Genomic DNA, 13,198 nt, shown 5'->3' with positions numbered 1-13,198 from the left:
ATCGGCAAATTCATTTCCAATTCAGGAATTGCAATTCCCCCAATAACTGGTAATTTTTGAGCATCCCATTGAGAAGCCAGAACAGCTTCCGAAGAGATCGCTTTGACCGAATCAAAATCAAAATTTCCTTCTGTATCCTGATTTTCTTCTATTTTTTCTTTTGATACCTGGCTAACTTGATACTTATTGGTATTCCAGACCATGAACATATCACGAATTTGCGCATTAAAAATCAAAGCCAGTGACAGTACTATCAGAAATCCTGCTAGGATATTTGTCAGCAGATTTTTTCGTTTATTTTTCTTTTTATTATTTTTTTGAGACATTATGCTTCACCTTCTGTTTCATTTTCTGTCCCAACTTCTTCTTTTTCTGCCGCTGCAACCGTTGTGAAGGTCACTATCTGAGCATCTTGATCCAGGCGCATTACTTTAACTCCCATAGTTGCGCGTCCTGTTTGTGAAATATTGGCAAGATTGGTTCGAATCATGACACCTGTATCAGTGATAATCATCAAATCCTCATCCCCTTGAACAGTCATAAGACCGGCCAGCAAGCCATTTTTTTCGGTAATTTTAGCTGTCTGCATTCCCTTACCACCACGACCTTTTGTTGGGTATTCAGTAGCGACTGTACGCTTACCATATCCTTTTTCTGTGATAATAAGAACCTCATCTTGATCAGTAATCAAGCTGGCACCAACAACTGTATCTCCTTCACGAAGGTTAACACCTTTCACACCTGTGGCGATACGACTCATGCCGCGAACGGCTGATTGATTAAAGCGAACTGCATAACCAAACTTGGTACCAATGATAATGTCCATATCTCCTTCCGTCAACAAGACATTGATTAACTCATCTTCATCCTTAAGATTCAGTGCTTTAAGTCCATTTTGACGAATGTTAGCAAATTCCTTAACACTGGTTCTCTTCACAATACCGTGACGGGTTGTAAAGAAGAGATAGGCATCATCACTGCGATCAGACTCAACATTGATAATAGTCTGAATACTTTCGCCTTCGTCCAATTTCAAGAGATTGACTACTGGTAGCCCTTTGGCAGTTCGACCATACTCAGGAATTTCATAGCCTTTCAAACGATAAACTCGCCCTTTATTTGTGAAGAAGAGCAGATGATCATGGGTGCTAGTTGACACTAACTCACGAACAAAGTCATCATCTTTCACTCCCGTTCCTTGGACACCACGACCCCCACGTTTTTGAGCAGTAAATTCAGCTTGGTCCAGACGTTTAATGTAGCCTCTGTTAGAAAGGGTAATCAAGACATCCGATTCTTCAATCAAATCTTCGTCTTCGAGACTCAAGACTTCACCGACCATCAACTCTGTACGGCGTTTATCAGAAAATTTACGTTTAACTTCATCTAATTCGTCTTTGATAATTTGAGAAACACGTTCTGGCTTAGCAAGAATATCCGCCAAATCCGCAATCAGAGCCAAGAGATCATCATACTCAGACTGAATCTTATCGCGTTCCAAACCTGTCAAACGACGAAGACGCATATCAAGGATGGCCTGACTTTGACGTTCAGAAAGCTTAAACTTACTCATCAACTCAGCTTGTGCTTCTGCGTCCGTTTCACTAGCACGGATGATACGAATCACTTCGTCGATATGGTCTAGCGCAATCAAGAGACCTTCTAAGATATGCGCACGTGCTTCCGCTTTTTCCTTATCAAAACGGGTACGACGAACAACTACTTCTTTTTGGTGCTCGATATAAGCATCCAAAATCTGACGAAGGGATAAAATCTTCGGTACACCATTTTGGATAGCAAGCATATTGAAACCAAAGTTGGTTTGCATCTGGGTCATCTTAAAGAGGTTATTGAGGATAACATTGGCTGAGGCATCGCGCTTGACTTCAATAGCAAATCGAACACCCTCACGGTTTGACTCATCACGTACTGCTGTGATGCCCTCAATGCGTTTTTCCTGAACCAAGCGAACAATATGCTCATGCACCTTGGTTTTGTTGACCATATAAGGAAATTCTGTTACAACAATGCGCTCACGGCCAGTCTTAGTTTCTTCGATTTCAGTACGAGAACGAAGAACAATCGAACCTTTACCTGTTTCATAAGCCTTATGAATGCCTGATTTCCCCATGACAAGGGCACCTGTTGGAAAATCTGGACCAGGCAAGACTTCCATCAAATCCTTAGTGGTCACTTCAGGATTGTCCATGACCAACTTCACTGCATCAATGGTTTCACCCAGGTTATGAGGTGGAATATTGGTTGCCATCCCAACCGCAATACCAGTTGCTCCATTGACCAAAAGGTTTGGAAAACGAGCTGGCAAGACCAAGGGTTCACGTTCATTGGCATCATAGTTATCAACGAAATCAACTGTATTTTTATTGATATCACGAAGCATCTCCAGAGCAATCTTGCTCATACGTGCCTCAGTATAACGCTGGGCGGCAGCACCATCTCCATCCATGGAACCAAAGTTCCCATGACCATCTACAAGCATGTAACGGTAGCTCCACCATTGAGCCATGCGGACCATGGCTTCATAGATAGAGGAATCCCCGTGTGGGTGATATTTACCCATGACATCCCCTGTAATACGAGCAGATTTTTTATGAGGTTTGTCTGGAGTAACACCCAATTCATTCATTCCGTAGAGAATGCGACGGTGAACAGGTTTCAAGCCATCTCGAACATCAGGAAGAGCCCGGGCTACGATAACACTCATGGCGTAATCGATAAAGCTCGTCTTCATCTCCTTTGTCAGATTGACATTCACTAAATTTTTATCCTGCATTAATAAATGCCTCATTTCACAATTAGTAAGTAACAACATTATACCATAAATTCCCATCTATTTCAGCCTCTAAACCACTAAAACGTTTACATTGAGAACTATAAGGCATATTCGTGACAAAGTTTTTTAAAAGTGATAGAATGAAGTTGTCTGGGGAAAATCCCCTAATAAAATTAAGGAGATGTTTAGAACAATGACTTCAACTAAACAACACAAAAAAGTTATCCTTGTCGGTGATGGTGCTGTAGGTTCTTCTTACGCTTTTGCACTGGTTAACCAAGGAATTGCACAAGAGCTTGGAATTATCGAAATTCCACAATTGCATGAAAAAGCTGTTGGTGATGCGCTTGACCTTAGTCATGCCCTTGCCTTCACTTCACCTAAAAAAATCTATGCAGCTCAATACTCTGACTGTGCAGACGCTGACCTTGTTGTAATCACTGCAGGTGCGCCTCAAAAACCAGGTGAAACTCGTCTTGACCTTGTAGGTAAAAACCTTGCTATCAACAAATCAATTGTAACTCAAGTTGTTGAATCAGGTTTCAAAGGTATCTTCCTTGTTGCTGCTAACCCAGTTGACGTCTTGACTTACTCAACTTGGAAATTCTCTGGTTTCCCTAAAGAACGCGTTATCGGTTCAGGTACTTCACTTGACTCAGCTCGTTTCCGTCAAGCACTTGCTGAAAAATTGGATGTAGATGCTCGTTCAGTGCACGCCTACATCATGGGTGAACACGGTGACTCTGAGTTCGCTGTTTGGTCACACGCAAACATCGCTGGTGTAAACCTTGAAGAATTCCTTAAAGACACTCAAAATGTTCAAGAAGCTGAATTGATTGAATTGTTCGAAGGTGTTCGTGATGCAGCCTACACAATCATCAACAAAAAAGGTGCAACATACTACGGTATCGCAGTAGCCCTTGCTCGTATCACTAAAGCAATCCTTGACGATGAAAACGCAGTACTTCCACTTTCAGTATTCCAAGAAGGTCAATACGGAGTTGAGAACGTCTTTATCGGTCAACCAGCTGTTGTTGGTGCACATGGTATTGTTCGTCCAGTAAATATCCCATTGAACGACGCAGAAACTCAAAAAATGCAAGCATCTGCTAAAGAATTGCAAGCTATTATTGACGAAGCATGGAAAAACCCAGAATTCCAAGAAGCTTCTAAAAACTAATTTAACTATAGACAACTCCTTGAATCATCAGGGAGTTGTTTTTTTCTGTATTAAAACTAAACTTTTTATGAAATTTTCGTTCAAAAAATAACATCCCTTTAAAAGCTATCAGGTCATGGTCTGAGCATGAAGACAAAAAGACGGCCAATCAGATTTATACTCACATCACAAAAAGTATGGAACAAGCAACTATCTACTCTTTAGCTACAGTTGCATAAAATCAAAAGTAAAAGCTTTACCCTCTATACAAAAAAGCCTATCACACAAGCTCTAAAGCTGGATATGATAGGTTTTTATATTTTTCTTAACGTACTGTGCGGATACGCATTGTGTTTGTGCGAACGGCTTCTCCTACTGGCACACCAGCAACGATAACGATATCATCGCCTGACTCAACGAGACCTGCTTCTACCGCTTTACGTTCAGCGATTTCGAACATATCGTCAGTTGAAGATGGAGCATCTGTCAACATTGGGATAACACCCCAGTTCAACATCAATCCACGTTCTGTCAATTCATCAAATGTCAATGCCAAGATGTCAGCATTTGGACGGTATTTAGAGATCAAACGTGCAGTGTGACCTGTCTTAGTAAGAGTTACAACCAATTTAATGTCCATTGAGTTAGTCGCATCTTTAACAGCAGAAGCCATTACTTCTGTCTTAGAGTTACGCTCAAATGAATCTGAATCAAGACGTCCATATTCATTAAGAAGAGTTTGAGCGTTCTTGTCGATTGTAGCCATTGTAGTTACTGACTCAAGTGGATATTTACCGTTTGCAGACTCACCTGATAGCATTGTAGCGTCAGTTCCGTCGATAACAGCGTTGAATACGTCTGATACTTCTGAACGAGTTGCACGTGGTTTTTCAGTCATTGTTTCAAGCATGTTTGTTGCAGTGATAACAACTTTACCTGCAGCATTGACTTTAGTGATGATCATTTTTTGGTAAACTGGAACCATTTCGAATGGTACTTCGATACCCATGTCACCACGAGCGATCATGATACCATCAGCAGCTTCAATGATTTCATCCAAGTTATCGATACCTTGTTGGTTTTCGATTTTAGCGAACAATTGAACATGTCCGTTTCCAGTTTCTTCACAGATTGCACGAACTTCGTTCACGTCTTTTGCAGTACGTACGAATGAAATCGCGATGAAGTTGATACCTTGTTCAAGACCAAAACGGATATCGTCGTTATCACGTTCAGCAAGAGCTGGGAAAGGAATTTTAGTGTTAGGAATGTTCACACCTTTTTGTTTAGCAATTACGCCATCATTTTCAACTTCAACTTCAAACTCACGAGTTGCATCATCTTTAGCAACCACACGCAGACCAAGTTTACCATCGTCAACCAAAACTTGACGACCAACTTCAACATCATCATAGATATCAAGAGCACCAGCAACGTTCAATGCAATCACTTCACGAGTTGATTTGATTCCTTGTTTAGTTGCAACACGGATTTTTTCACCAGTTTTGTATGAATACTCTTTAGCTTCACCTTCGAACAATTCTGTACGGATTTCAGGTCCTTTTGTATCAAGAAGGAAACCAACTTTTTTACCTGCAAGTTTTTCAGCAAGTTTAACAGTTGCCATACGCTCACCTTGTTCTTGGTGGTCACCGTGTGAGAAGTTGAAACGGAATGTGTTAGCACCAGCTTCAATCAATTTAGCAATGTTTTTAGCTGAAGCTTCAACATCAAGTTTTTCACCCCAGTATCCGTCATCACCGAATTTTTTACCACCACGGATTTCTACCGCAGGACCCAAAGTTGCAACGATTTTTACACGTTTGTTCATGATTTTTTGTGACTCCTTTATATATATGACCTTTTGGTCTTATTAACTAAATTATGAATTATGACAAGCAATTGTTCAATTGTGACAGGTCAAGATCAGCTTTGTGTGGATTATTTACAATAATCTTACCGTCTGCTGCCAAACTAAACAATGCTCCTTCTTCTGCAGTACCAAGAATTGGATTTTCAACCATTTTTTCGTTACGAATACCTACCGCAACACCACCGATACCTTTTTTAAGAAGTTTAACGGCATGGGCACCCATACGTGACGCCAATACACGGTCACGCGCAGTTGGAGAACCACCACGTTGAATATGTCCAAGTTCTCTCACACGAAGATCGGTCGTATCTCCTGCTTCTTTCAGTTTTTGAGCAAATTCATCTGCTGACATAACACCCTCTGCCAAAACGATGATATTGTGTCTTTTACCACATTCATAGCCAGCTTTGATGCTTGCTACGATATCTTCAATTTTGAAGTCTTCTTCAGGGATGATGATTTCATCAGCACCAGTTGCGATACCAGCCCAAAGAGCGATATCACCAGCGTTACGCCCCATAACTTCGATGACAAAAGTACGACGGTGACTTAATGATGTATCACGAATCTTATCGATAGCGTCCATAGCAGTCGTAACCGCTGTGTCAAAACCGATTGTGAAGTCAGTACCAACGATATCGTTATCAATTGTACCTGGAAGACCGATAGCTGGGAAACCATGCTCAGTCAAACGCATAGCGCCGTGGTAAGAACCGTCACCACCGATAACAACTACACCTTCAATGCCGTGTTTTTTCAATTGCTCAATCCCTTTTAGTTGCCCTTCAAGTTGAGCGAACTCTGGGTAACGAGCTGAGTGAAGGAAAGTACCACCACGAGAAATGATGTTTCCTACTGAAGCCGCATTTAAGGGATGAATTTCACCGGCAACCATACCAGCATATCCGTCATAGATACCAAACACTTCCATTCCTTCTGAAATTGCTTGACGAACAACTGCACGGATAGCAGCGTTCATACCAGGGGCGTCTCCACCACTAGTCAAAACAGCAATACGTTTCATATTGGTTTATACTCCTTTTTCTTTTAACATTCTTCTTGATTATACCACATTTGATTTTAAAATTCTTCTATTTTCCGTATTTTTAGCGATAAATCGTTTTCATAACCATTTCATTCAATTCCGCTTCTAATTCATTGGATTTAGCTACAAAATGATGAGGGGAAACGATTGTTTTCTGTTCCTCTTCATACCTGATGATGACTGGGATTGGGCCTTTATATTGGTCTAAAATACGTGAAATTCCTTGATCCGAATCATGATTCTTCACCTGTATCCAAAAGCGTTCAGCAACTGCTTCTCTTATTTCTTGTGCAATCATTTGCAGACGGCCATCACGTGACTGGATTTTTCCTTTTATATAGTAGAAGGCTCCCTCTTTTATTTCCTGCCCAACTTGACGATATAAGTCTGAAAAGAGAGTGACATCCAATTTTTTCTTACTATCATCCACCTGTAAGAAAGCCATGTTTTCACCCTTTTTGGTACGAATTACTTTTATTTTCTGAACTTCAACCAAAATAATAGCGTAGCTATTTTCTGACAAATTCCCAATTGGGGTAATCGGGTAAATAGCCTTATTTGCAATAGCTTGTAGGGGATGTTTGCTGACACCTATCCCTAAAAGCTCTTGTTCCATATAGAATTTTTCTTGCTCTGTCCAATCTTCCGATTCCTGCCAGCTATAAATTGTATCCCCAAACAAGCTTCCTAACTCTTTTACAAATTCAAATAGATTAACTAAATTATTGAATACTTTTTGACGATTTCTTTCAAATGAATCGAAAAGACCAACTTTTACCAAAGGTTCTAGCAGAGGAAGTTTCAGATAATTATCAGGTAATTTAGCTATAAAATCTTCAATGTTAGAATAAGGTCTATTTTCAAGAATCCAAAGTGCCAAATCCTTGCTGACTCCCTTAATCGATTTCAAACCTAGATAGATAGACTTGTTGGCAATTTTATCGTGATAGGGAATAGTATTGATGGACAGAGGCGCCACTTCAAAACCTGCTTCAAGTGCATCTATTAAGTAATCACTGTTGGCAGAATTCAACATGACCTGATAAAAAATGGCTGGATAATGCGTTTTGAAATAAGCCAACTGGAAGGCCAAGGCTGAGTAGGCATAGGCATGTGACCTGTTAAATCCATAACCTGCAAACTTCTCCATAACATCAAAAACCTGCTCTGCTTTTTCCGCAGTATGACCAGCTTCTATGGAGCCTTGAATAAAGGAAGCCCTCATCTCATGCATAGCAGAGGCATCCTTTTTCCCCATAGCTCGACGCAAAATATCAGCCTTCCCAAGACTAAATCCAGCAAAACGCTGAGCAACCTGCATAACCTGCTCCTGATAGAGCATAATTCCGTAAGTTGGAGCCAAAATATCCTCCAGTACTGGATCCAGAACAGTCACTTCTTCCTGCCCATGCTTTCTTGCTACAAAATTATTGATGTAGTCACTAGCACCTGGTCTATTTAGGGAAGTAGTTGCTACGACATCTTCAAAACAGACTGGTTGCACACGTTTGAGCAAGCGAATGGCACCAGGTTGTTCAAATTGAAAGATACCTTTTGTATTGCCAGACGCAAAAAGAGCTAGCGTTTCTTTATCTTCTAAATCGATTTCTTCAATTTTAAGGTGAATCCCTTCTGTTTCAGCAAGCAACTCTTGCATCTTCTGGACAAAGGTCAAATTTCGTAGTCCCAGAAAGTCCATTTTCAAAAGCCCACTAGCTTCAACTCCATGAGCATCATATTGAGTCAGTGGAATTTCATCACCGTGCTTCAGAGGGATGTAGTTGGTCAAGTCTTGGTCACTGATCACAACACCAGCCGCATGGACAGAGGTTTGTCTTGGATAGCCCTCTATCTTGCAAGCAACCTCAAAGGCTTTTTGGTATTCTAACTTACTATTAATTTGCTGACGAAACTGGAGATTACCCTCATAGGCCGACTTGAGATTGTCACGAAAACTGATTTTCTTGGTAATTGCGGATAATTCATATTCTGGAACACCAAAGCGTTTCAAAACATCACGTAGAGCTTGCTTGGCCCCAAAGGTAGAAAAAGTAACGATCTGAGCAGCATGTTTACTGCCATATTTATTGCCAACATACCTGATAAAATCTGGACGATAAATATCAGGAATATCGATATCAATATCAGGCATGGTATAGCGTTCACGATTGAGGAAGCGTTCAAAAATCAGATTTTTCTCTACTGGGTCAATCCCTGTAATATCCAAGGCATAGGAAACCAAGCTACCAACTGCAGAACCCCGTCCCATACCCATATAATAGCCATTCGAACGTCCAAAACGTAGCAAATCCCAGACAACCAAGAAATAATCATCAAAGCCCATATCATGAATAACAGCCAATTCTTGGTCTAGACGGTCTTGATATTCTTTACTAGACAACCCCTTCTGAGCAAGCCCAAGCTCAGCGCGTTCTCTCAACTCTTCTACTGCTGGTCTCGCTGGGTTAAAACGAGGCAGTTTCAAACTCGTATCCAAATCATAAGAAATATCTGAAATAAGCTTTTCTAAGTTTTCCAAGGCTTGCGGAAAACGTTCTTGGAATAGTTTCTCTAAAGAACTTGCTGATATAAAGACATCTTGTCGTGAACGCAAGGGAACTTCTCTGAGGGGTAGGTTTTCTTTGATTGCTGTTAAGACTTGTAGAACTTCTCTATCCCTGCTTTCAAAGGCATTGACCCGATAAAAGGGCAAAATTGGATGATGAAATTCGCTTGCTATTGTTTCCGGATAAACTCCTATATAGTAATCACAGCCTAGATTGAGCGACTCAAACTCTTCAAAACAAGGCACAATTACCGCAATATCCTCCAGATACTGGGATAGAACTGACCAAGTTTTCTCCCCCTGCATCTTGGCTGTTGAAAGCTTCATCAACTGCTGATAACCCACACTAGATAGAGCTAAAAAGCGCAAATTCACTTCCTGCTCATCTACCAACACTGTCATTTCAAGCCCTAATAAAGGATGAATGCCGTATTTTTTTGTAATCTCTAGAAAGTCGAAAGCCCCATAAAGATTGTCAATATCCATCATAGCCAAATGGGTGTAGCCGTATTCTTTAGCTGCTCTCACATACTTTTCAATCGAAATGACGCTTTCCATAAAACTATAGACTGTTTTTGTATCTAGTTGTGCGATCAATTTACACTTCTCCTCTATCCTTCTCACTATATTATACCATTTTCACCTATAAAAGGCTGCTCTTGAGAAACATTTCATCAGCTTACTAATTTACTTTCTATTCATTTGTATTTTTGTCATCATTTTTGATATTTATACTGTATTATATATGAAATAGAAAACATATAATATAAATCTCCTAGAATTTTTATATTATACCTATTATGTCTATTATTACACTGTTCTCTATATTGAATTTAGCACTTTATTCATTTTTATTGGATTATTTCCTTTTGCAGTTAACAATTCCCTTTCTGCTTTTTTTTTGATATAATAACCTTAACTATCATTCTATATGGAGGTTCTATGCGTTTTAATCAATATAGTTATATCACTTTTCCAAAAGAAAATATCTTATCTGAACTAAAAAAATGTGGCTTTGATTTACAAAACACAGCCAATCCCAAGGAATTACTGGAAACTTTTTTACGTCGCTTATTTTTCACTTATGAGAACACCGACTATCCACTCTTCTGCTTGGCTGTAGATAAAGAAACTAACATATTAACTTTTTTCAAATCTGACAAAGACTTGACAGCAGATATTTTTTATACTGTTGCTTTTCAACTTTTAGGCTTTTCTTATTTGGTTGACTTCGAAGATAGTGACGTTTTTCGTAAAGAAACTGGATTTCCCATTATATATGGTGACTTGATTGAAAATCTTTATCAGTTACTCAATACTCGCACCAAAAAGGGAAATACTCTTATCGACCAACTTGTTAGTGATGGTCTTATTCTGGAGGATAATGACTATCACTACTTTAACGGCAAAAGTTTAGCAACTTTTTCCAGCCATGATGTCATTCGTGAAGTGGTTTACGTTGAGTCTCGTGTCGATACTGACCAAAAAGGTCTTCCAGACTTAGTCAAGGTCAGCATTATTCGTCCTCGTTTTGATGGAAAAATCCCTGCCATCATGACAGCCAGCCCTTATCATCAGGGAACCAATGACAAGGCAAGCGATAAGGCTCTCTACAAGATGGAGGGCGAGCTTGAGGTTAAACCTGCTCATAAGATTGAACTAGAGGAACCTCAACTCAATCTCGTCCAACCTCAAGGTCAAGCTGAGCTTGTGGCTGAAGCTGAGGAAAAGCTAAGTCACATCAACTCTAGCTATACTCTTAATGACTATTTCCTTCCACGAGGTTTTGCCAATCTCTATGTTTCAGGTGTTGGTACCAAAGACTCTACTGGTTTCATGACTAACGGAGACTACCAGCAAATCGAGGCTTATAAAAATGTCATTGATTGGCTAAATGGCTGTTGCCGTGCCTTTACCGACCATACGCGCCAGCGTCAAGTCAAGGCTGACTGGTCAAACGGAAAAGTAGCTACAACTGGACTTTCCTATCTAGGTACCATGTCCAATGGTCTGGCGACTACAGGTATCGATGGTTTAGAGGTTATCATTGCTGAGGCTGGCATTTCTTCATGGTACAACTACTACCGTGAAAACGGTCTGGTGACTAGCCCAGGTGGTTATCCAGGTGAGGACTTTGACTCCCTTGCTGAACTAACCTATTCTCGTAATCTCTTGGCTGGCGACTATATCCGTGGCAATAAAGCTCACCAAGCTGACTTAGAAAAAGTGAAAGCTCAGCTAGATCGAAAAACTGGGGACTATAACCAGTTTTGGCATGACCGCAATTATCTGCTCAATGCCCATAAAGTAAAGGCAGAGCTTGTCTTTACTCATGGTTCTCAGGATTGGAATGTCAAACCACTTCATGTTTACCAGATGTTCCATGCTCTTCCTACTCATATACACAAGCATCTCTTTTTCCATAATGGCGCCCATGTGTATATGAACAATTGGCAATCAATTGACTTCCGTGAATCCATGAATGCCTTATTGACTAAAAAATTACTGGGACAAGATACAGATTTCCAACTTCCTACTGTCATTTGGCAGGACAATACCGCTCCTCAGACTTGGTTATCACTTGATACCTTCGGTGAGCAAGATAACTTTGAAACCTTCTCACTTGGTCAAGAAGAGCAAGTTATTCAAAACCAGTACCCAGATAAGGATTTTGAGCGCTATGGTAAAACCTACCAGACCTTCAATACGGAACTCTATCAAGGGAAAGTCAATCAGATTACTATTGACCTTCCTGTGACTAAGGATCTTCACTTGAACGGTCGTGCCCAACTTAATCTTCGTATCAAATCCAGCACAAACAAGGGGCTTTTATCTGCTCAACTACTGGAACTTGGTCAAAAGAAATACCTACAATCTTATCCAGCTATTTTAAGTGCTAAAACCATTGATAATGGACGCTACCACATGTTGGAAAATCTCTGTGAACTGCCATTTAGAGCAGATGCACAACGAGTCGTGACAAAAGGTTACCTTAATTTACAAAATAGAAATAATTTACTGTTAGTAGAGGATATTACTGCAGATGAATGGATGGATGTGCAATTTGAACTGCAACCAACTATTTACAAGTTAAAAGAAGGAGATACTCTTCGTTTAGTCCTCTATACGACTGACTTTGAAATCACCATACGTGACAATACTGACTACCACCTGACTGTCGACCTCGCTCAGTCCACGCTTACCATACCTTGCTGAAAGGAGTTACATTATTATGAATAAATCAGAACACCGCCACCAACTCATACGCGCTCTTGTCGCAAAAAACAAGATTCATACACAGGCTGAATTGCAGTCCCTTCTTGCTGAGAACGACATTCAAGTGACCCAGGCAACCCTCTCACGCGACATCAAAAATATGAACCTATCAAAAGTCCGCGAAGAAGATAACGCTTATTATGTTCTTAATAATGGTTCCATCTCAAAATGGGAAAAACGTTTGGAAAACTATATGGAAGATGCCCTCATCATGTTGCGACCTATTCAGCACCAAGTCCTACTCAAAACTCTTCCTGGTCTAGCACAATCGTTCGCTACAATTATTGATGCTCTTGATTTCCAATATATTATCGCAACCCTTTGTGGTGATGATGTTTGCCTTATCATCTGTGAAGATACAGATGCTGCTCAAAAGTGCTTTGAAGAACTGAAAAAATTCGCCCCACCATTTTTCTTTGGTGAATAAACAGAAAGAGAAATCTATCTCGTACTCAAATACAAAAGCTCCCCCTGTAGTTTCTAGT

The 13,198-nt window shown here is 40.2% G+C and carries 7 protein-coding genes and 1 pseudogene; 3 read left to right on the top strand and 5 right to left on the bottom strand.

The window, feature by feature from the left end; translation table 11 throughout:
• Positions 1–326 (bottom strand): annotated as a pseudogene (locus HT689_RS00040) (class A sortase); the annotation flags it as partial.
• A complete protein-coding gene (gene gyrA, locus HT689_RS00035) occupies positions 326–2,794 on the bottom strand; it encodes a DNA gyrase subunit A (protein ID WP_173280724.1) in 2,469 nt (822 codons plus the stop codon). The pseudogene HT689_RS00040 and the gene gyrA, both read right to left, overlap by 1 nt.
• A gap of 193 nt (positions 2,795–2,987) precedes the next feature.
• On the opposite strand from gyrA, the gene HT689_RS00030 reads away from it, so the two are divergent.
• Entirely contained in the window at positions 2,988–3,974 is a 987-nt protein-coding gene (locus tag HT689_RS00030) for an L-lactate dehydrogenase (RefSeq protein ID WP_000204727.1), read from the top strand.
• A 304-nt stretch (positions 3,975–4,278) separates the two neighbouring features.
• Here the strand turns inward: HT689_RS00030 and pyk are convergent, their stop codons facing one another.
• The 3 genes from pyk to HT689_RS00015 all read right to left on the bottom strand — a co-directional run bounded on the left by pyk (position 4,279) and on the right by HT689_RS00015 (position 10,034).
• Complete coding sequence (gene pyk, locus HT689_RS00025; protein WP_112443566.1) at positions 4,279–5,784, bottom strand: pyruvate kinase; 1,506 nt, start codon at positions 5,782–5,784, stop codon at positions 4,279–4,281.
• A gap of 58 nt (positions 5,785–5,842) precedes the next feature.
• A complete protein-coding gene (pfkA, locus tag HT689_RS00020; RefSeq protein WP_173280721.1) occupies positions 5,843–6,850 on the bottom strand; it encodes a 6-phosphofructokinase in 1,008 nt (335 codons plus the stop codon).
• An 82-nt stretch (positions 6,851–6,932) separates the two neighbouring features.
• Positions 6,933–10,034 (bottom strand): DNA polymerase III subunit alpha, encoded by a 3,102-nt coding sequence (locus HT689_RS00015; RefSeq protein WP_173227009.1) that lies wholly within the window; start codon positions 10,032–10,034, stop codon positions 6,933–6,935.
• A gap of 345 nt (positions 10,035–10,379) precedes the next feature.
• Between HT689_RS00015 and HT689_RS00010 the strand changes: the two genes are divergently transcribed.
• Positions 10,380–12,653 carry a Xaa-Pro dipeptidyl-peptidase gene (locus tag HT689_RS00010; protein WP_173227008.1) on the top strand — a complete coding sequence of 758 codons (2,274 nt, stop codon included), beginning with the start codon at positions 10,380–10,382 and terminating at the stop codon, positions 12,651–12,653.
• Positions 12,654–12,669: 16 nt separating this feature from the next.
• Positions 12,670–13,140, top strand: a complete 471-nt coding sequence (locus tag HT689_RS00005) for an arginine repressor (protein ID WP_173227007.1) — start codon at positions 12,670–12,672, stop codon at positions 13,138–13,140.
• The last annotated feature ends 58 nt before the right edge of the window (positions 13,141–13,198 follow it).

Origin of the sequence: Streptococcus sp. 2342, assembly GCF_013276795.1 — a bacterium.
In the GTDB taxonomy this organism is placed as follows: domain Bacteria; phylum Bacillota; class Bacilli; order Lactobacillales; family Streptococcaceae; genus Streptococcus.
This window is presented reverse-complemented; position numbering and strand designations above follow the sequence as displayed.